Here is an 18,636-nt window from a genome sequence, read left to right on the forward strand (position 1 = left end):
ATGGGATTTATGCGAAGATTGTATCACGCCGGGTTACGGAAGTATGTCCGCCGTTCGGTGTCTGTAGGCAGTGTAGAGAAGCAATTCCTAGGTCGCCTTGGGTATGCTTTAGATATAGAGGATCCGAAGACTTTTAATGAAAAGCTCCAGTGGATGAAATTCAATCATATTACACCGCTAATGAGCATGGTGTCTGACAAGCTTTTGCTTCGTAATTACCTGGAAACAAAGGGCCTGGACCATTTGCTTCCTGCTCTTTATGGTGTGTGGGATGCCCCATCACAAGTGGAGTGGGACACTTTGCCAAATCAATTTGTTCTCAAAACAAATCACGATTCGGGAAGTGTTTGGGTTGTTAAAGATAAGCGCGAGTTCGATAAAAAAGGTTTTAAACGAAAAGCAAAGAGATCGCTGCGGAAGTTATATGGATACGACAAAGGCGAACTGAATTATTTGGACATCACACCTCGGCTCTTCGCAGAAGAACTTCTGCGCGACGATCATGAAGATCTTCTCGACTATAAATTGTTCTGCTTTCATGGAGAGCCACAGTATATTCAAGTGGATTTTGACCGCTTTACTGAGCACACACGAACGTTTTATGACCTCGAATGGAATAATTTACATTTTACGACTGGATGCCCTTTAAGCCAGAAAACTGTAGAGCGACCCTCATGCCTTGACAAAATGGTCAACTTGGCGCGCGAGCTTACGGATCAATTTATATTTTGCCGAGTTGACATGTATGTGTGTGGTGAAACAATTAAGCTTGGTGAGTTGACGTTTTTTCACGGTTCTGGAATGGAACGGTTTAGTCCTCCTGAATGGGACAGGGTACTTGGAGACAAACTTCAGTTGCCATTTGAACGTTGATTGCGTGAATTGACCTACTAGGTTAGTCCTCAGACAGATTTTGGGGTACAGTCTCACGATGGAGGCCCCATGAAAGCTGCAGAGAAAGTCGCCCGCCAGCGTATGAGTGTGCTTGAGCTTGCAGAGAGCTTGGGAAACGTCAGTGAAGCCTGCCGGCGACGCGGTATGCATCGTAGTCAATTCTACGAGTACAAGCGGCGTTTCCAGACTCACGGCCTTGAAGGGCTCAAAGATCTGCCGCCTATTCCGAAGTCCCACCCTTTCACCACCTCCGAGGAGGTGGTCGAGCAAATCTTGGAATTGAGCCTAGCTCATCCTGCTTGGGGGTGCGTTCGCCTTTCCAATCAGCTCAAACTCATCGGTGTTTCGGTGAGCTCCCCTACCATTCAAAACATCTTGATCAAGAATGGCATGGGCACCAAGTACGACCGCTGGCTTAAGCTTGAGCAGAAGCAAGCTGGCGAACCCATTGAATTATCGGGCGAACAGGTCGCTTTCATTGAAAAACAAAATCCCGTTTTTAAAGAACGACACGTCGAGAGTTCTCGCCCTGGGGAGCTGTTGTGCCAAGACACCTTTTACGTGGGACGTCTCAAAGGGGTGGGGCGAGTTTACCTGCATGTCGTCGTCGATTCCTTCTCAAGCTATGCCTTCGGCTTTCTGCATACCAGCAAGCGCCCAGAGGCTGCCGTTTCCGTCCTTCACAACGACGTCATGCCGTTCTACGAGGAAAAGGAAATTGCCGTTTCCGCTGTCCTTACTGACAACGGCAGGGAATTTTGCGGAACCGAGACCCATCCATATGAACTCTATCTGTCCCTCAACGAGATTGAACACCGCCGTACCAAGGTGCGATCACCTCGGACAAATGGCTTTGTCGAGCGGTTTAATGGCACTGTGCTTGATGAGTTCTTTCGAGAAGCCTTCAGAACAACGCTTTATGAGACCGTAGAAGCACTCCAGGCCGACCTGGACACCTGGCTGACCTACTACAATACTGAACGCTCACACCAAGGGTATAGAAACATGGGACGTCGTCCCATAGAAACCATTAACGAGTACATCGAATCTGTCAGAGAAGAACGTTAGTAGGACACGTGAATTAAGATATTTCCCCACCCTGCCAAGGCCGGGTGGGGTTTTTCTTTTTGGCCGTCTCCAGCCCCCTCTCTTCCTCTGCGCAATTTGCCTTTCGCGGCAATGTGTATATAACCGCCGCATGAGCGAAGCGACGTTGTATCCGCCGGAGTCCGGCGTGTTTTATGGTTTGGACAGGCCGTCTGTTCCCGAGTGGGGGGGGCGGCTTCCTGTGGCTTTGGTGTTTCCCGGTTCTGCGCGCCTTGGATTGTCTACCCTTGGGTGGCAGGTGGTGTGGAAGCTGCTGGAGGAGTGCCCCGGCATTATTGCGGAGCGGTTTTTCTGGGAGGGGGGAGACGAGGAGCCTCGGGCGTATGACTCCGGGCGGCCGTTGTCGGACTTTCCCGTCATTTCTTTTAGCCTCAACTTTGAGGAAGAGTACCGCGCCATGGCCCAAATGTTGGACCGGGCGGGTATTCCTCTGCGCAGAAAGGACCGTGACGGAGCGTGGCCGCTGATAACCGCTGGCGGGCCGTTGTCCTTTATGAATCCTGCGCCTGTGGCCCCGGCTGTGGACCTGTTTTGGGTTGGCGAGGCCGAGGCGGGCTTTGCGGACCTGCTGGCTGAATGCGCGTCCTACGCCTTTGACGGCGCAAGCACCATGGACTATCTGCGCGCCGTTGCCGGACGCGACGGCGTCTACATTCCGGCCCTCGCCACAGCGCCCACCCGGCGCGTCCTTGCCGGGCATGGCAATGAGCTTTCACAGCCCGGGCATTCCTGCTTTGTGACGCAGGAATCCGAATTCCGCGACATGTTCCTGCTGGAAGTGAACCGCGGCTGCCCCTATGGGTGCCGCTTCTGCGCCGCGGGGTACATCTACCGTCCGCCCCGGCATGCGCGCGTTGACGTTCTCAAGGACATTGTCGAACGCGTGAATCCCGGCAAGGTCGGCCTTGTGGGCACGGCGCTCACGGACTGGCCGGACCTGTATCCCTTCCTGACATGGCTCCATGAGCGCGGGACGAAGTTTTCCCTTGCCTCGCTACGCTATGACGGTCTGACCGACGACTTCCTGACCTTTTTGCGCCGCACCGGCACCCGCAGCGTGACCCTTGCGCTGGAGGGCGCCAGCCACCGCATCCGCGAGGCCATCAACAAGCGCCTTGACGAGGAAAAGTTCCTCGACGCGGTGTCGCGCATCAGCCGGCTGCAATTTAATCACCTGAAGCTGTACATCATTGCGGGCTGGCCGGATGAGACAGAAGAGGACTACCGCGAGCTGGGTGAGTTCCTTCAGCGCATCCGCGAGGCCATCGACGCCGGGCGTGGCAAGAAGAAGACCGGTGTTGGTCACGTAACCCTCGGTGTCAGCAGCCTTGTGCCCAAGCCGTGGACTCCGTTTCAGTGGGCGCCCATGGCGGGCGAGGCGCACCTTAACGAGGTGATGAAGCGCCTCAAGAAGGTAGTGAAGCCTGTGAAGGGCTTTCAGGTGCGCGTGGACAAGCCCGCACCGGCGCGCCTGCAGGGGCTTTTGGCGCGTGGGGACGAGAAAATTTTTGACCTCATTGAGATTGCCGCTCGTCCGGGCATGAACTGGCGCAAGGCGCTGAGGCAGTGGGATGGCGACATGGGCGCCTACCTTGACCGCGAGCGCGGCAAGGATGAACCCCTGCCGTGGGAGTGCGTGGATATTGGCGTGGACAGGGAGTACCTGTACCGCGAGTGGGAGCGCTACAAAACCGTGAAAGGAACGGCGCTCTGTGGCAAGGTGGAGTGTGAACGGTGCAATGCCTGCGGCATGGGGACGTGGCTGCACCACGGTGACGGCAAGTAGGCCCTGCGGCGGGAAATGAAAAACGCCAGAACCCGTCCGAGGACGAAGGTTCTGACGTTTTCACTCCTGCGCGGGATGCGCGCGGGAGGTATGGACGGGAGTGCGGTTAGCTTGCGCTACTGCACCCGCTGCATCCGCCACTGGCTTTGCCGGGGCATGCGGCCGCAGCGACAGCGCGACGCTTCATGGCTTTTTGCACATTGTGCTGCACCTTGGCGTCGGGTTTTCTGTCGAGGGGGCTGGCCGCTTCGATGTGAAGTGAGGTGGCTGAGAGCAGTTTCCGTGTCGCTCCGCTGGAACATTCAGGGCAGGGGGGCGCGGCCGCGTCGGACGCCACCAAATCCTCAAACTGCGCACCGCATTTTTCGCATTCAAATTCATAAAGAGGCATCGTTCAACTCCTGTTCGAGGGATGTAATACTTCACCCCCGGGTGAAGTCAAGGATGGATTTACCACCGTCCGCCAAGGGCGGCGGGACCATACACGCAGAAGGGAAGGTAAGGTACTGATTATGATACTTCTTGATAAACCGTATGTTTCTCAGTTTTTGAAGGACTCTATCCGCCAGAATGCTCTGCCCGTGTGCGATACCGAGCGGGCGCGGCAGATGCTGGTCGGCTCCGGCATTGCCACCACTGATGCGGCGGACCTTGTCCAGCAGGTGAAGGAAGGGGCCATCACCCGCGTCTACTGCAATTCCGAAAACGCCATTGATTGGATTGCCGAAAACCTTGCCTTTACGTCCCTGCCGGAGACCATAGACATCTTTAAGGACAAGGCAAGGTGCCGCGACCTGTTGCGCACCGAAAATCCGGACTTTTTCTACCGCAAGGTGCCCTTTGCGGAGTTGGACGCCGTGAACCCGGCGGACCTGCCGTTGCCCGTGGTGGTGAAGCCCAGCGTCGGGTTCTATAGCCTTGGCGTGCACCTTGCCGCCACCGCCGAGGAGTGGCGCGAGGCCGTCAGCGCCATCCACGCCGAGGTGGACGAGATTCAGACTATCTACCCCCGGCAGGTCTTGAACATCGACGCCTTCATCATTGAGGAAGTCATCGAGGGCGAGGAGTTTGCCGTGGACGTCTACTTTGACGACGCGGGCGAGCCCGTTATCCTGAACATCCTGCACCACGAGTTTTCGTCGGGTAAGGACGTGAGCGACAGGCTGTACGTGACGTCTTCGGCCATCATGCGGGAGCGTCTGCCCATGTTTACGGCGTGGGCGCAGCGCCTTGGCGAGCTGGCGGAGCTGAAAAACTTCCCCATGCATGCCGAGCTGCGCGTGCGTGCGGACGGTAGCATCGTGCCCATTGAGGTCAATCCCATGCGCTTTGCGGGCTGGTGCGTGACGGACATCGCCGCCCACGCGTGGGATATCGACGTGTATGATTATTATCTGAACAACAAGCGCCCGGACTGGGACGCCCTTATCGCTGAGCGCGACGGGTTTATCTGGGCCAATATCATTGGCGACCTGCCTTCGGGCGTGAAGGGCGCGGATGTGCAGGATGTGGACTACGAGGGCTTTGCCAGCCGCTTTACCGAGCCGCTGGAACTGCGGCCCATCAACTGGCTGGAGTACCCGCTGTTTGCCTTTCTGCACGTGCGGGTGCCCATGGCGGACCGCTCGGAGCTGGACGCCATGCTCCATGCGGACTTGACGCCCTACCTCACCCTGCGCGGGGACGCGGGCGGCGAGTAGGACCGGACGAGAAGAGCATACAGAAAAGGGCGGCCCCGAAAGGAGCCGCCCTTTTTTTACGTCGTTGGGTGACCGCTAGCTTTTCAAGAACTCGCGGTAGGCGAGCATGGTGGTGTAGAGGTCGGCCTTGGAGGCAATCTCAAAGGGCGAGTGCATGGCGAGGACCGAGGGACCGAAGTCGATGATGTCCATGCCGTACACGGCAAGGTACTTGGCAACGGTGCCGCCGCCGCCGAGGTCCACCTTGCCCAGCTCGGCCATCTGCCACGGGATGCCTGCCTTGTTCAGCAGGCCGCGCAGCCAGCCCACGTATTCGGCGTGGGCGTCGTTGGCCGCCACTTTGCCGCGGTGGCCGGTGAACTTGCAGAACACGGGGCCGTGGCCCAGCAGGGAGGCGTTCAGCTTTTCGTGCACTTCCTGATAGTCGGGGTCCAGACCGCCGTGCACGTCGGCAGAGATGGCCTTGGAGTTCATGAGCACGCGGGACAGGCGGGTGCCGGGCTCCCATGCGTCAATGAGGTCCTCAAGGCTGTACTCGAAGAACAGGCTCTTGGCACCGGTGGAACCCTCGGAGCCGATTTCTTCCTTGTCCCAGAACAGCACCACCTGCGTGTGCTCGGGCTGCTCGGCAGTGAGCAGGGCCTCCAGGCCTGTGAACACGCAGATGCGGTCGTCGTGGGCGTAGGAGCCAAGCAGGGAGCCGTCCAGACCAACCTTGCGGGCAGGACCGGCGGGCACGACCTGAATCTCGGCGCTGAAGAAGTCCTCTTCCACAATGCCGTATTTTTCGTTCAGCAGACGCAGGACCTGCTTTTTGATGCGGCCGGTGTCCTTGTCGTCCTCGCCGTCCTTGGCAGCCGGGGCGTGGCCGAGGACAACGTTGAGCTTTTCGGCCTCAAAGGCCTTGGACAGCGGCTTTTCGGCCTGCTCGTAGGCAAGGTGGGGCAGCAGGTCCAGCACGGTGAAGACCGGGTCGCCCGCGTCCTCGCCAATGTTCACGGTAACGGTTTCGCCGTTTTCCTTGACGATGACGCCGTGCAGGGCCAGCGGGCGCGCCAGCCACTGGTACTTGCGGATGCCGCCGTAGTAGTGGGTTTTGGCGAGGCCGATGTTGCAGTCCTCATAGAGGGGGTGCTGCTTGAAGTCGAGGCGCGGGGCGTCGCAATGCGCGCCCAGCAGGCGGATGCCTTCGGACAGCGGCTTCTTGCCCTTGCGGGCGAGGAGCATGGTCTTGCCACGCATCACGCGGAAGACCTTGTCGCCGGAGAAGTCTTCGGTGAATCCGGCCTTGGTGGCGATGTCCGTGACGTAGTCCACGGTTTCGCGCTCGGTCTTGCAGCGGGTGAGGAAGTCGAGATAGCGGTCGGCCAGCTCGTCCATTGCGGAGCGGTGTTCCTCGGTTTCGTACACTTCCCAGCTGTTGCGGGATTCAAAAAGCAATTCGTCTTGAGCCATGTTCTATCATCCTCTGTGTTGAATCGGTGAGGGGAGATGTGGCGGATGGGCCGCCTTACTGTGCGTTGCCAGATGCGGTCAGCCGTGTGAGTGCCTCGGTAAGGGCGCCGGCGACCATGGAAAATTCGTCATCGCCCAGCGTTCTGGGGTCCAGACACAGGGCGTCGTCATCAATGCGTCCCACAAGGGGCGGGGTGGTGTCCAGCAGGGCGCGGCGCAGGGCGTCGGCGCTGATGGACGCGGTGGGCAGAATGCGCACCAGCGTGGTGGGCAAATCGCGCTCCGGGAAGGAGCCGCCACCTACGCGGGACTGGCCTGCCGCAAGTTCGGTCTGGGCCAGCTGGGGCAGGGCGCTGTCGATGGTGCCGGCCAACAGGGCGGCGCGCCTGTGCAGGTCGTCCTCGCTTGCGGTAATCATGCGCAGGGTGGGGACGGATTTGGGGGCGGCGTCGGGGTCGATGTACAGGCGCAGGGTGGCTTCCAGCGCAGCAAGGGTCATTTTGTCGATGCGCATGGCGCGGTTGAGCGGATTGCGCTTGATGCGGTCGATATAGTCCTTTTTGCCGACGATGATGCCTGCCTGCGGCCCGCCGAGGACTTTGTCCCCGGAGAAGGTGACCACGTCAATGCCCGAGGCCACGGTGTCCTGCACAGTGGGTTCGTCCAGTTCGCCGGAGGCGAAGGGATGCAGGTTGCCGCTGCCAAGGTCTTCAATGCTGGGCAGGCCGTGGGCGCGGGCGAGTTCCGCAAGCTGGGCCGAGGACACTTCCTTGGTAAAGCCCACGATGCGGAAGTTGGAGCAGTGTACGCGCAGGAGTGCGGCTGTGTCCTCGGTGATGGCGTCCTCGTAGTCGCGCGGGTGGGTGCGGTTGGTGGCGCCAACCTCCACAAGGTGTGCGCCGCTTTTGGCCATCACGTCCGGGATGCGGAACGAGCCGCCAATCTCCACCAACTGCCCGCGCGAGACGATAACCTCGCCGCCTTTGCCAAGGGTCTCCAGCACGATGAGCACGGCGGCGGCGTTGTTGTTGACCACAAGGGCGGCTTCCGCGCCAGTCAGGCGGCAGAGCACGTCTTCTACGTGGCTGTAGCGGCTGCCACGTTCTCCGGTGGCAAGGTCGAACTCAAGGTTGGAGTAGTTGGCGCAGGCGTCGGCCACGGCGTCCATGGCTTGCGGCGCAAGGATGGAGCGCCCGAGATTGGTGTGGATGACCACGCCCGTGGCGTTGAGCACGCGCCGGAAATGCGGGCGCGATGCGGCGCGGACAAAGGCGGTCAGCGCCGGGGTGAGGGCGGTCAGGGACAGCTGCTCGGCCTCGGTCACGCGGCCACTGCGGATGTCCGCACGGCAGGAGTCGAGAAAGTCATTCACCAGCCCGCGGACAAGGGGGCGGGGCTGGGCGGCTATGTCGTCCACCGTGTCCAGCGCCGCGAGCACGGCGTCCACGGAGGGGATGTGTCGGTACAGGTTCGGCATGTGTTTTCCGGCTTAGTGGGTGTGGTCGTTGTCACTCAAGTGTTCAGGATGCAGAGTAAAGAATGCGGCCAGTAAATACAAGGAGCCGCACAGCAGCACCGGCCCGCCGTGGCTCGTGGCCTGCGTGAGGGCGGTGGCCATATCCGGGGCGGCGTGGGCTGGCGCGCCGATGGCGCGGGCCGTTTCGGCGGCGTCCCGGGCGCGGGAGTTGTCTGGCATCTCCGGCACGTAGACCGGGGCATCTGGCGCCAGCGCGCGGACCTGCGGCGCGATGGTGCCAAGGTCTTTGTCCGCAAGGCAGGTGAAGATGACTGCCGCGGGCCGAATTCCCTCGGCGCGCAGGGTCTGCGCGAGGGCTGTCAGCGCCTGTGGGTTGTGCGCGCCATCAAGATAGATGTCTGGCTCGCCCGGTATGTGCTGGAAGCGGCCCGGAACCATGGCCGTGGCTGCGGCGGCGCGGCAGGCGTCTGCTGTGATGGCGATGCCGCGCGCTTTTGCGTACAGGTGCCATGCGGCAAGGGCAAGGTGCAGGTTGCGCTGTTGATGCGGGCCCTTCATGCGCGGGAGGACGCCCTCGGCGCTGGGCGCGTGGGTTCCGGCGCGGCGGACCGTGCCTGTTTCCGGCGCGTAGTCGAGGACGTCGGCGGCGCGGGACAGGGGCGCGCCGACCTCGGCGGCGTGGGCGGAGAGCACGCGCATGGCCTCGTCGTCCTGCGGTGTGGTTACCACGGGAGTGCCGCCCCGCATGGCTCCGGCTTTGTCTGCGGCGATGTCGGCAAGGGTGGGGCCGAGGATGGTCTCGTGGTCCATGCCGATGGCGGTATAGACGGTGAGGTCTGTGCGCAGCACGCCCGCCGCGTCGTAGGTGCCGCCGAGCCCGGCTTCCATGATGGCAAGGTCCACCCCTGCGGCGTTAAAGGCATGGATGGCGAGCACGGTGAGAAATTCGAAATAGGTCAGCCCTTCGGGCGGCGCGGCGTCCATGGCGGCGTTGGCGCTGCGGACCCATGCGTCCGTGGGCAGCATGCGGCCATCAACAAGGATGCGCTCGCGCGGGGTGATAAAATGCGGCGACGCGTAGAGGCCAACGCGCAGGCCGTGGGCGCGGGCGAGCTCGGCGATAGTGCGCGAGGTTGAGCCTTTGCCGTTGGTGCCGACGACGTGGATGACGCCATAGGGCGGGGAGAGCAGGTTCAGCGCGTCGGTGGCGGAGTGGACGCGCTCCAGTCCAAGATCCATATGAAAGAGGCCCAACTTGTCCAGATGGACCTGAATATCGGCGAATGACGAAAAGCGGGGAAGCAGTGGTCTTACCTCGGGTGGCGGGAGCCGTGAAGGTTGTGGAAGACAGGGCGCGGCGCGTGGCCGGACCCCGCAGCCTGCCAGAGCGCGGATGGTACCCCCTCGCCCCCCGGCGCGCAACAGTTTTACCTTTTCCCCCCAGACCACTTGACCGCTCCCCCCACTGTGGCATATAAGACGCAACCCATGCGCGCCAGTAGCTCAGTTGGATAGAGCATCGGCCTTCTAAGCCGACGGCCGGGGGTTCAAATCCTCCCTGGCGCACCATAGAATTTCAAGAGGTTACGCACTTTGCGTGACCTCTTTTTTTGTTGTGGGGGTAACAAAGGGGTAACAGACTTGTAGGTGTGTCGCCCTCATCCTTTCCGTTTTATTTCCAGCCTCACCCTGCACTACGTCATGCCTTGATGACGGCTGGTCGCGTAGGCCGGTCGTCGTTTTCTGGTGGCCTGCTTAGGATAAAGCACAGGGGCATCATTGGTGCCACCCCCTGTGGCTGTATTCTGCCGCGTTGCCCAAGCGGTTGGCGGGCGCGCTAAGGTAGAACAGACAAATGCTTGACCCGTTTGTTAACCACGTTTACAAAGCCCGAATGAAGCGCACCTCGACACAGGCCGCCCGCTCGATTTTGGAGGGGCTTCGGCGGTTCAAGGCCAAGGCTGATCAGTTGGAATCCCAAACGTATACGCATGCGGATGGCACGGTGCTCTATCCGGCGGAGCTTGATGTCATTGATGCTGTGGGGCATCACCCCGGGCTGAATGTGTCGCGCCTTGCCGCCATGAATGGCGTGTCCCGCGCGGCTGTATCGCGCATGACTACAGGTTTGGTGCGCAAAGGGATGCTGGAGAAGGAGCGCCCGGCTGGGCGCCGCGAGGTGAGCTTGCGTCTGACCGGCAAGGGCGAGGCGGTCCACCATGAGACCGAGGCGCACTATGATGACCTCTACGCCGCACTGGAAGCGCACCTTGGCGCTGGTGACCCCGGCGCGCAGGCGGCGGAGTTTTGCGCGCTGCTGGCCCTTGTGGAAGAGCATTTGGAGCAGGCGCACGGTGTGGCTGGTTCGTCGTAGCCTCTTTTTTTACACATAATGTTAACGTAGTTAACAATAGGAGCAGAAGCGATGTATATTGATTTGACCTTGCCGCTGACGGACGCCAATGCGTTCCAGCGCGCGAAGAATCCTGTGGCCCGTCTCGGGCATATGGGGACGCATATGGATGTGATGGACGCCCAGCCGCCGACGGCGGAGCGGTTTTTTTCCCGTGGGCGGCTGGTTGATGTGCCATACACGGGGGAGGCCATTGGCGTGGACGCCCTGCGTGAGGCAGGGGACCTGCGCGCTGGGGATTTTGTCCTCCTGCGCACGGGCTGGATGCAAAGGCACTGGGGGACGGACGGGTATTTCGGCCTGCACCCGGAAGTGTCGTGGGACGCTGTGGCGTATCTGCTGGAGTGCGGCGTATGGTACATCGGCATTGATGCCCCGGGCATCCGCCGCGGTGAGGAGCACAGGCGCGTAGACGAGATGTGCGCGGCGCGCGGCACCTTTGTAGTGGAGAATCTGGCGGACACCCACCTGCTGCCGCAGCGGGCCTTTCCGCTGTACTGCTTCCCCATGCGTCTTGCAGGCGTGCGCGGTGCGGCGGTTCGCGTGGTGGCGGAGGTTGGCGGCGTGTAGGGGGGGCATGTGTGGTCAAAAAAACCGCCCCCGTCGGAGCAGTCCGGCGGGGGCGGTTGTGTGTGTATGCGGTGTGGTGGGCTATTTGCCCAGCCAGGTGCTGAGTAGCTCGGGGTGGGCGTCGAGGAAGGCGTTGGCGTTGGCCAGCGGGTCCGCGCCCTGTTTTTCGTTTTCGGCCATGAGGTTCTGCATGGTGTCGATGTCCCACTCAATGCGGTCCAAAATGGCGGCTGCCTTGGGGTTGTCGGTGCTAAAGCCCTTGCGGGTGATGGTGTCAATTTCCTCGGAGCCGCCAAGGGAGCCCTTGGGGTCGTCGAGGTATTTGAGGTCCCAGCGGCCAAACTTCCAGTGGGGGGACCAACCGGTCACGACAACCCACTTGTTCTGGCGGATGGCGTCGCCGAGCACGGCGGTCATGGCCGCGCCACTGCTGGGCACAAGGTCCATGTCGATGTTGTAGTCTTTGATGGCTTTCTCGGACAGCAGCATCAGGCCCGCGCTGGGGGCAATGCCGACGATTTCGTCATTGAACTGGTCCTTGTGGGCATTGAGCTCGGTGATGGAGTCAATGTCCACATAGCTGGGCACCACCCAACCAAGACGTGCGCCAGCGGTGTTGACGCCAAGGTTTTCCACAGAGTCCTTGCACGCTTCGTAATACTCGCCGTGGGTGGAGGGAAGCCACGCGGCCAGAGTGGCATCGGCTTCGCCCAGTTCCAGCGCCTTCCACATGGTGGCGACGGAAACCATAGTGATTTCGCTGTCGATTCCGGCGCGGTCGAGGACGGCCTTGGCGAGGTTCGTGGTGGTCAGCGCGCAGGCGTAGGCAGGTGTAATAAGCCGGACCTTGCCGGTGTCGCTGGCGTGGGAAAGCTGTGCGGTCAGACAGAGGGTGATGATGGTTGCTGCAAGGATCAGTTTTTTAAACATGCATACTCCTGGGTTTGGTTCACGAATCCGGCGTCGGGGAGGCCGGGGTTCTCTACCGATTGCCGCACAACAAAGCCCCGTCCGGGTGGGGCGGGGAGAGCCTGCGCGCGGCATGCTTGATGGAAAAATTGGAAAAGGCGGCGGGCACGGAGCTACGCCAGTGAGGACCGGAGTCCGTGACTGCGACTTCGTGGTGCATTGATGGAGAATATGGTCTGCGCTGTGTTGTGTTGCGGAAGATGTACTGCTTCTTTGTCTGTGGCGCTCGTTGACCAGCGTTTGATTGGTGTTTCGAAGATGTGTGTTGCGTGTAGGATAGCAGGACGGCGCGTTTTGTCAAATTTGTGATTTTGAATTGTAGAAGACTGGTGTTTGTACTGTAGAGTCTTCGCTAGTACATTGTGCGTATGAGTGGCCCCGCACTGTAGAAGTGCTGGCTTTACAGTGCGTCGCTATGACGCGGCGGCGAAAAAAAAGTGAGAAACCCTGAGAGCGAACGGCTGGCGGGGGCTGCGGCGGGCGAATGCTTTAGCGGGTACTACAGTGGCGGCGCGCAGGAATACGCCGCGTGCATATCCATGGAGCGCACTCGGGATGTTGCCAGTCGGCGCGCGCCCCGGTACGCTCCGCACCGCCACATCATGAACCATCGCCAAGCTCGACAGGAGGAGCGTATGACCGAGTGCACCAGTTTTCTTGAAGCATGGACGCAGGACCCCAACGCGGTAAAGCCCGCTTTTGCCCGCCTGAAGGCGGTGCTGGAGCAGTGCGGCGAGGCGGAGCTGTCCTTCAAGGCCCGCCCGGGTATTACCTATTCGTTGCGCGGGGCCTGTCCCGGGCATGACCGCGACCTGTTTGTTATGGTGGACGTTGTGGACGATGACCCGGCGGACCGCTGGCTGTCCGTGTGCTTTTATGATGATCAGGTCACGGACCCGGAGGACCGGGGCGACTGGGCTCCCGGCGGCCTTGGCGGGCAGGATGCCCGGTGTTTCAATATTGATGAAGAGGACGCCGCCGCTGTCGCCTATGTGGAAGCCCGCATTCGTGAGGCGTGGCAGGCCGCCAAGGCCGCCGCGTAGCCGCGGCATGCTGCGGCGACGCTCACGGCGACGCTGTGTGTCGCGCCCAGAACTCTGGCGTTACTTTGCGCGGCGGGTGCTGGAGTCTTTTCCCCTGCGCCGCGCCTGACCGTGTGGCCAAAGCGCCGCGTAAAACGGCCCGTCTCTATTGAGGCGGGCCGTTTTTGTGCGCTCGGGCATGGGGTGGGTGGAAAACGCTGTGGGCGCCTCGCAAAAATGCGGTGCATAATGCGCCAACGTTTTGCGGAAACGCATCGGCAAAACGCGCGCGTTTTCGCGTCCGCCCTGCGTTTTTGTGCAAAACCCGCCACGGTGCAAAACAGAAGCCGGTCCATGCCTTCACTTGTTGCAGAATACGTTCTATAGTCTCGCCCGAGTCTCTCCCGTTGGCTTCGCTGTTGTTGTACGTGTCAGGAATTCTCGCCGCGGGAGCAAGAAGCGTCTCTGGAGGCGTTATGTGTGACAAGGAAAGGATATTTTTGACGCGCGATGAGGCCGTGGAGGCCATGCGCATCGATTTTGAGCAATACGCGCCGCAGATGGCGCTGTTCGCCGACCTTGCCCCGCGTTTTCTTGGGGGGCCGGCGCGTATTGTGGAGCACGGTGGCGGCATTGCCCTGCGGGTGGATGCCGCTGCTGGGCCGCGCTACATTCCGGCTGATGAAGCTGGGGAGTGCATCTGGCAGGCGGTGGAGCGCGCCAAGCTGCCCTTGGAGGGGCTTGCGGCGCTGTGTCACTCGGTATTCTGGGGACGGACGGAAGTCGGTCCCGGCCCGGATGGAGAGGGCGACGGCATTTGGATGGAAACCGGCATGGAGCGCTTTGCGTGCAATGAATGCGGGCTGTGCTGCTTTACGCTGGATTACCGCTGCTCCTGCACGGAGGAGGACCGCGCCCGCTGGCAGGCGGCGGGGCGGGAAGACATTCTCGAATGGGTCGGCGATGTGCTGGAGGATGGCGAGTGGCTGCGCGACAGGCTGTGGGTGCGTCCGGGAACCACGCTTCCGGCGGAGCAGTGCCCGTGGATGGTCACGCGTCCGGACGGCGGGTACTCCTGCGGCATCCATGACGTGAAACCGCAGGTCTGCCGCGAGTATCCCGGCAGTGTGAAGCACGGCGCGCTGACCGGATGCTACGCCTTTGCGCCGGAGCAAAAACGCTACCGCCAGCGCGAAGCCGTGGCGCATGACGACGGAGAAACGGTCTAACACACAAGACAATGGCCGGGACGCCACACGGTGCCCCGGCCTTTTTGCGTGCTTTTAGGAGTTGATGAGGCGTTTGACCTCATCAACCGGCGTCATGGTCTTGTCCGCAATTTCCTGCGGCGAGTACCCTTGGTTGTGGAAGCGCAGGGCCACAACGCCCATGGGCTCGGCAAATTCAATGATGTGCCCGTCAGGGTCAAGGATGCGGAAGGCGCGCTGGCCCCATGGCTGTTCGTGGATGTCATTCAGCAGGGCAACGTCGTGCTCGCGCAGGTTTTCCAGCGCAGCTTCAAGGGCCGGGGTTTCGAAGTAGAGTTCGAGATTATTGCGCCCTTGTGGCGTGTCCGTGCCGTCGGGCAGGGTTTTGTGCATCATGGAGAGCGCGTCCTTTGCTGTCCACAGGGCGAAGCCTTTGTAGGCGGTGTAGGCGTCCTCTACGGCAAAGAGTTCTTCCTGCTCCAGCACCTCGGTATAGAACGGGCGCGAGGCCTTCATATCCGCCACGAAGAGGACCGGTCCTTCAAAGATGGGTTTCATCTCGCTCTCCTTGTAGAGATTTCCCTATTGATATTCCAGAATGCCGCAGATGCGTCAACACGCCGCCCACGCCTTTGCCGGGTTGAGAGGGCGGCGTTTTTGCCATAGAAGGAAAGACCAAGGCAACTTACGCAGTAGAGCGCGATTTCATATACGAGCGAGACCACCGGATGCGTCCGGTGAAGGAGAGAGGGAACCATGCCTGTCATCATGGGCACAGCCGGACATATCGACCACGGCAAAACCACGCTGGTGAAGGCCCTCACCGGCATTGATTGCGACAGACTGGCCGAGGAAAAAAAGCGCGGCATTACTATTGAACTGGGCTTTGCCCACTGGGATATGCCAAACGGAAAACGACTCGGCATTATTGATGTTCCCGGCCATGAGCGCTTCGTCAAAAACATGGTGGCTGGCGCATCGGGCGTGGATTTTGTCCTGCTGGTTGTGGCGGCGGATGAGGGCGTTATGCCCCAGACGCGGGAGCATCTGGAAATTTGTACCTTGCTCGGCGTCAAGCACGGGCTTGTGGCTCTTACCAAGGCCGATATGGTGGACGCAGACTGGCTGGAGCTGGTGCGCGAGGACTTGTCCGGCGTGCTCGCCGGGACCTTTCTGGAGGAGGCGCAGGTGCTGCCGGTGTCGTCCCACACGGGCGACGGGCTGGAGGAGGTGCGTCAGGCCGTGCAGGACATGGCCGCGGGCTTTGCCGTGCGCCGCCGCTCGGACCTTTTGCGCCTGCCCATCGACCGTGTCTTTACCCTGCGCGGGCATGGCACTGTGGTGACCGGCACGCTGGTCTCCGGTGCTGTGCGCATTGGCGAGGAGGTGGAACTCTACCCCGCCGGAACGCGCGCCAAGGTGCGCAGCCTGCAATCCCATGGCGACAGCGTGGAGGAGGCCCCGGCTGGCCGCCGCACCGCCGTGAACCTTGCGGGGCTAGAGGTGGAGGACATCACGCGCGGCGAGGTTGTGGCGCGTCCGGGCACACTGTTCCCCAGCACCGTGTGGGACGTGGAACTGACCTACCTTGCCTCGGCAGGCAAGGAGCTCAAGCACCGCAAGGAACTGCACTTTCACCACGGCACCAAGGAGGTGCTGGCGCGCATCTACCTGCTGGACCGGGACGTCTTGAAGCCCGGCGAAACCGCCATCTGTCAGGTGCGCTTTAGCGACCCCATGCCCGCCGTGTACGGCGACCGTGTCGTGCTGCGGTCCTTCTCGCCCCTGCGGACCATTGCGGGCGGCATGGTGGTGAATCCCCTTGGGCGCAAGGTGAAGCGTTTTTCCGATGACGCCATGGCGCGTCTGGAGCGCCTGCGCAGTGAGGATCCCGCAGACGTTGTGACGGCGCAGCTTGAACTTGCCGGGGCCGAGGGCCTCACCTTTGCCCAGCTAATGACCATGTCCAATCTGGAATCCAAGGCGCTGGACAAGACCATGCAGCAGCTTATGAGCAAGGGCGCGGCGTTCCTGTTCGATAAGGACGCGCGCGGATTTGTGGCCGGCGCTGAGGTGGAGCGCCTTGCGGCGGGCGCAGTGGAGGCTGTGGCGGCCTACCACAAGGCCAAGCCCATGGAGCAGGGCGTGGTGCGCGGTGAGCTTGCCTCGTCCAAGTGGGGGCGCGCATTGCCGGAGAAGCTCATCCACTTTGTGGTGGAGCGGCTGGTGAAGCAAAAAGCGCTGGTGGCCGAGGCCGAGCGCGTGCGCCTGCCGGAGCACAAGGTCTCCCTTGCGGCGGATCAGGAAAAATTGCAGGCGACCATACGGGACGCCTACGCGGCTGGCGGCATTACCCCGCCAAACGTGCGCGACGTGCTGGACCCGCTGGGCGTTGCCTTTAAGGAGGCCGCCCCGGTGTTTCGCCTGCTGGTACAGGCTGGCGAGCTTGTGAAGGTGAAGGAGGACATGTACTTCCACGCCCCGGCCATGCAGCGCTTGCAGGATATGGTGGTGGGGTTCATCACGGAGAACGGGCAGATGACGGCCCCGGATTTCAAAGAGCTCACCACGCTGTCGCGCAAGTTCGCCATCCCGGTCATGGAGTATTTGGACAAGGAAAAGGTGACGGTGCGCGTTGGCGATGCGCGCGTTTTACGCGGCGCCTAAGGCCGCGCGCGGCAGCCAAGTGCTTGAGCCGCGCCGGTGATGGAAGATTCTTCAACGGTCTGCCCCTGTGGCAGGCCGTTTTTTTATGCAGGCAGGCGGCAGAGGCGCACGGGCAGGCGTGATTGCGGGCTGGATATGGTAATGGTGCGGCGCACGCCCGGGCTGGGGGCAAGCTCCATTTGCAGGTATTGGGCTATGGCGCGCTGGACGGTGTCCGCAATGGTGTGGGGCAGGGACTTGTCTCGCACCACGCGGTGGCGCACATCAAGGGCGTCGCCGGATTCAAGGGCGATGTTGAGGCTAAAGGCCGGAACTGGGCGCGACTCGAATCCCGGCCCGCCGCTGGCGGTGACATATGGTTCAATGAACAGGCTTGCGCCTTCGACGATGGGGTGGTGCCTGCGCAGGGCGTCTTCCACCAGCTTTTTGTCCTGCGCGGTGAGGGTGAAGGGGCGCGGCCCTTCGGCGTAGAAGATGGACAGCGGAATGCGCACGCGCGGCGTCGGTGAGGTGAGGTCCACAAGGCCGAAGTAATGCAGTCCGATGGGAATGAGGATTGCGGAAAGTAGGCTGAAGATGGTGGCAAAGGTGCGCATGACGTAACGGTAAGTCTCTATTTTGAATTCATGGAAGAAAACTATGCATCCGTGTGGACTGCATGGTGGAGTTTGCGGTCCTCCCCGTGCCCCCGCGAGAGTATAACAGGGTTTGTATAGACTGTGGAGTGCTGCGGCAATGAAAAATGCAGCGGGTGTACAAAGCGCGCAACGCCCTGGAAGCATGGAAAAAGTGCTGTCAGCGCTTGTCATTTGCACGGGCCAACGCTACAAGATGAGAACGTAATCCATGAGGATGACACGTTATTCTGCGCTAGACCTGTGATCCGGAAGAGTACTATGCCTATCGTATCGACCCGATTTACAACAAGTCCAAGAGTTTACAGGGACACGGTGACCCACCGGGTCATGGTGGCTTCGTCCGAAATGCACGAGACCTTCGTTCAGGAGGAAGGGCGCTGGCGCGAGGGCGCGTTTGATGACGGCGACCTGCGCGAAAATTTCGTCCTTGTGCAGGACCAGCAGGAGGCATGGCGCGTTTTCAAGCAGGCCCTCGGGCAGGTGGGCTACCTGTAGCCCGCGGCGTAGCGGGCGCACCGGGTGGGGAAGTCCCCAAGCGGTGTCCCTTCTACTCAATGCGCCGCCGTGTGCGCCATGAAAGCGCGCCGCTCAGGGCGGCGCGTCAGGGTGTTCTGCTTGGGGCGTGGTATTTGGAGGGGGGAGAGGTGCTCTGTGCTGTGCGGCGCAGCAGGCGTGCGTCACATGCGGGCGGGTGCTGAGCGAGCGTGCGGCAAGCCGAAGCGAGTCCGCC

Annotated in this window: 17 protein-coding genes and 1 tRNA gene; 11 read left to right on the forward strand and 7 right to left on the reverse strand. The window is 61.2% G+C overall.

Features of this window, described 5'->3' with window-relative positions:
• The 3 genes from ACYQ2T_RS03155 to ACYQ2T_RS03165 all read left to right on the forward strand — a co-directional run bounded on the left by ACYQ2T_RS03155 (position 1) and on the right by ACYQ2T_RS03165 (position 3,787).
• Positions 1 to 873 (forward strand): ATP-grasp fold amidoligase family protein, encoded by an 873-nt coding sequence (locus tag ACYQ2T_RS03155; RefSeq protein ID WP_459898377.1) that lies wholly within the window; start codon positions 1 to 3, stop codon positions 871 to 873.
• A 69-nt stretch (positions 874 to 942) separates the two neighbouring features.
• On the forward strand, positions 943 to 1,962 hold the full coding sequence (locus tag ACYQ2T_RS03160; RefSeq protein WP_459898083.1) for an IS481 family transposase: 1,020 nt from the start codon (positions 943 to 945) through the stop codon (positions 1,960 to 1,962).
• 130 nt (positions 1,963 to 2,092) lie between these two features.
• Positions 2,093 to 3,787: a radical SAM protein gene (locus ACYQ2T_RS03165; RefSeq protein WP_459898379.1), complete on the forward strand. Its 1,695-nt coding sequence runs from the start codon at positions 2,093 to 2,095 to the stop codon at positions 3,785 to 3,787.
• Between the two features lie 106 nt (positions 3,788 to 3,893).
• Here ACYQ2T_RS03165 and ACYQ2T_RS03170 read toward each other — a convergent pair whose 3' ends face one another.
• Positions 3,894 to 4,178 (reverse strand): FmdB family zinc ribbon protein, encoded by a 285-nt coding sequence (locus tag ACYQ2T_RS03170; RefSeq protein WP_404845927.1) that lies wholly within the window; start codon positions 4,176 to 4,178, stop codon positions 3,894 to 3,896.
• A 121-nt stretch (positions 4,179 to 4,299) separates the two neighbouring features.
• Between ACYQ2T_RS03170 and ACYQ2T_RS03175 the strand changes: the two genes are divergently transcribed.
• Positions 4,300 to 5,487, forward strand: coding sequence for an ATP-grasp domain-containing protein (locus tag ACYQ2T_RS03175; RefSeq protein WP_459898381.1), 1,188 nt, complete (start codon positions 4,300 to 4,302; stop codon positions 5,485 to 5,487).
• A gap of 75 nt (positions 5,488 to 5,562) precedes the next feature.
• Here the strand turns inward: ACYQ2T_RS03175 and ACYQ2T_RS03180 are convergent, their stop codons facing one another.
• From ACYQ2T_RS03180 to ACYQ2T_RS03190, 3 genes are read right to left on the reverse strand one after another with little or no spacing between them, the layout of a single operon-like run.
• Entirely contained in the window at positions 5,563 to 6,942 is a 1,380-nt protein-coding gene (locus ACYQ2T_RS03180) for an aminopeptidase (RefSeq protein ID WP_459898383.1), read from the reverse strand.
• A 55-nt stretch (positions 6,943 to 6,997) separates the two neighbouring features.
• Positions 6,998 to 8,419 (reverse strand): L-seryl-tRNA(Sec) selenium transferase, encoded by a 1,422-nt coding sequence (gene selA, locus ACYQ2T_RS03185; protein WP_459898384.1) that lies wholly within the window; start codon positions 8,417 to 8,419, stop codon positions 6,998 to 7,000.
• Positions 8,420 to 8,431: 12 nt separating this feature from the next.
• A complete protein-coding gene (locus tag ACYQ2T_RS03190) occupies positions 8,432 to 9,658 on the reverse strand; it encodes a bifunctional folylpolyglutamate synthase/dihydrofolate synthase (protein WP_459898386.1) in 1,227 nt (408 codons plus the stop codon).
• A gap of 253 nt (positions 9,659 to 9,911) precedes the next feature.
• Between ACYQ2T_RS03190 and ACYQ2T_RS03195 the strand changes: the two genes are divergently transcribed.
• The 3 genes from ACYQ2T_RS03195 (at position 9,912) to ACYQ2T_RS03205 (ending at position 11,402) form a co-directional block, all read left to right on the forward strand.
• Positions 9,912 to 9,988 (forward strand) — tRNA-Arg (locus ACYQ2T_RS03195).
• A gap of 325 nt (positions 9,989 to 10,313) precedes the next feature.
• The gene (locus ACYQ2T_RS03200; RefSeq protein WP_459898388.1) at positions 10,314 to 10,793 is read left to right on the forward strand and encodes a MarR family winged helix-turn-helix transcriptional regulator; all 480 of its coding nucleotides are present in this window, start codon (positions 10,314 to 10,316) and stop codon (positions 10,791 to 10,793) included.
• 51 nt (positions 10,794 to 10,844) lie between these two features.
• Positions 10,845 to 11,402, forward strand: coding sequence for a cyclase family protein (locus ACYQ2T_RS03205; protein WP_459898389.1), 558 nt, complete (start codon positions 10,845 to 10,847; stop codon positions 11,400 to 11,402).
• A gap of 81 nt (positions 11,403 to 11,483) precedes the next feature.
• Here the strand turns inward: ACYQ2T_RS03205 and ACYQ2T_RS03210 are convergent, their stop codons facing one another.
• The gene (locus ACYQ2T_RS03210; protein ID WP_459898390.1) at positions 11,484 to 12,332 is read right to left on the reverse strand and encodes a glycine betaine ABC transporter substrate-binding protein; all 849 of its coding nucleotides are present in this window, start codon (positions 12,330 to 12,332) and stop codon (positions 11,484 to 11,486) included.
• Positions 12,333 to 13,006: 674 nt separating this feature from the next.
• Here ACYQ2T_RS03210 and ACYQ2T_RS03215 point away from each other — a divergent pair.
• Positions 13,007 to 13,414, forward strand: a complete 408-nt coding sequence (locus ACYQ2T_RS03215; RefSeq protein WP_404845918.1) for a hypothetical protein — start codon at positions 13,007 to 13,009, stop codon at positions 13,412 to 13,414.
• Positions 13,415 to 13,869: 455 nt separating this feature from the next.
• The gene (locus ACYQ2T_RS03220) at positions 13,870 to 14,622 is read left to right on the forward strand and encodes a YkgJ family cysteine cluster protein (protein ID WP_459898392.1); all 753 of its coding nucleotides are present in this window, start codon (positions 13,870 to 13,872) and stop codon (positions 14,620 to 14,622) included.
• A 54-nt stretch (positions 14,623 to 14,676) separates the two neighbouring features.
• On the opposite strand, the gene ACYQ2T_RS03225 is transcribed toward ACYQ2T_RS03220, so the two are convergent.
• The gene (locus ACYQ2T_RS03225; protein WP_459898394.1) at positions 14,677 to 15,159 is read right to left on the reverse strand and encodes a VOC family protein; all 483 of its coding nucleotides are present in this window, start codon (positions 15,157 to 15,159) and stop codon (positions 14,677 to 14,679) included.
• A 198-nt stretch (positions 15,160 to 15,357) separates the two neighbouring features.
• On the opposite strand from ACYQ2T_RS03225, the gene selB reads away from it, so the two are divergent.
• Positions 15,358 to 17,268 (forward strand): selenocysteine-specific translation elongation factor, encoded by a 1,911-nt coding sequence (gene selB / locus ACYQ2T_RS03230; RefSeq protein WP_459898395.1) that lies wholly within the window; start codon positions 15,358 to 15,360, stop codon positions 17,266 to 17,268.
• An 83-nt stretch (positions 17,269 to 17,351) separates the two neighbouring features.
• On the opposite strand, the gene ACYQ2T_RS03235 is transcribed toward selB, so the two are convergent.
• The gene (locus tag ACYQ2T_RS03235; RefSeq protein WP_459898397.1) at positions 17,352 to 17,864 is read right to left on the reverse strand and encodes a hypothetical protein; all 513 of its coding nucleotides are present in this window, start codon (positions 17,862 to 17,864) and stop codon (positions 17,352 to 17,354) included.
• A gap of 354 nt (positions 17,865 to 18,218) precedes the next feature.
• On the opposite strand from ACYQ2T_RS03235, the gene ACYQ2T_RS03240 reads away from it, so the two are divergent.
• Positions 18,219 to 18,401 carry a hypothetical protein gene (locus ACYQ2T_RS03240; protein ID WP_404845913.1) on the forward strand — a complete coding sequence of 61 codons (183 nt, stop codon included), beginning with the start codon at positions 18,219 to 18,221 and terminating at the stop codon, positions 18,399 to 18,401.
• The last annotated feature ends 235 nt before the right edge of the window (positions 18,402 to 18,636 follow it).

This window comes from Desulfobaculum senezii (assembly GCF_054657395.1).

Bases quoted from the DNA above. Each gene is read 5' to 3' on its own strand.
- ACYQ2T_RS03155 (WP_459898377.1), top strand. From the start codon at position 1: ATGGGATTTATGCGAAGATTGTATCACGCCGGGTTACGGAAGTATGTC.
- ACYQ2T_RS03160 (WP_459898083.1), top strand. From the start codon at position 943: ATGAAAGCTGCAGAGAAAGTCGCCCGCCAGCGTATGAGTGTGCTTGAG.
- ACYQ2T_RS03165 (WP_459898379.1), top strand. From the start codon at position 2,093: ATGAGCGAAGCGACGTTGTATCCGCCGGAGTCCGGCGTGTTTTATGGT.
- ACYQ2T_RS03170 (WP_404845927.1), bottom strand. From the start codon at position 4,178: ATGCCTCTTTATGAATTTGAATGCGAAAAATGCGGTGCGCAGTTTGAG.
- ACYQ2T_RS03175 (WP_459898381.1), top strand. From the start codon at position 4,300: ATGATACTTCTTGATAAACCGTATGTTTCTCAGTTTTTGAAGGACTCT.
- ACYQ2T_RS03180 (WP_459898383.1), bottom strand. From the start codon at position 6,942: ATGGCTCAAGACGAATTGCTTTTTGAATCCCGCAACAGCTGGGAAGTG.
- selA (WP_459898384.1), bottom strand. From the start codon at position 8,419: ATGCCGAACCTGTACCGACACATCCCCTCCGTGGACGCCGTGCTCGCG.
- ACYQ2T_RS03190 (WP_459898386.1), bottom strand. From the start codon at position 9,658: ATGGATCTTGGACTGGAGCGCGTCCACTCCGCCACCGACGCGCTGAAC.
- ACYQ2T_RS03200 (WP_459898388.1), top strand. From the start codon at position 10,314: ATGAAGCGCACCTCGACACAGGCCGCCCGCTCGATTTTGGAGGGGCTT.
- ACYQ2T_RS03205 (WP_459898389.1), top strand. From the start codon at position 10,845: ATGTATATTGATTTGACCTTGCCGCTGACGGACGCCAATGCGTTCCAG.
- ACYQ2T_RS03210 (WP_459898390.1), bottom strand. From the start codon at position 12,332: ATGTTTAAAAAACTGATCCTTGCAGCAACCATCATCACCCTCTGTCTG.
- ACYQ2T_RS03215 (WP_404845918.1), top strand. From the start codon at position 13,007: ATGACCGAGTGCACCAGTTTTCTTGAAGCATGGACGCAGGACCCCAAC.
- ACYQ2T_RS03220 (WP_459898392.1), top strand. From the start codon at position 13,870: ATGTGTGACAAGGAAAGGATATTTTTGACGCGCGATGAGGCCGTGGAG.
- ACYQ2T_RS03225 (WP_459898394.1), bottom strand. From the start codon at position 15,159: ATGAAACCCATCTTTGAAGGACCGGTCCTCTTCGTGGCGGATATGAAG.
- selB (WP_459898395.1), top strand. From the start codon at position 15,358: ATGCCTGTCATCATGGGCACAGCCGGACATATCGACCACGGCAAAACC.
- ACYQ2T_RS03235 (WP_459898397.1), bottom strand. From the start codon at position 17,864: ATGCGCACCTTTGCCACCATCTTCAGCCTACTTTCCGCAATCCTCATT.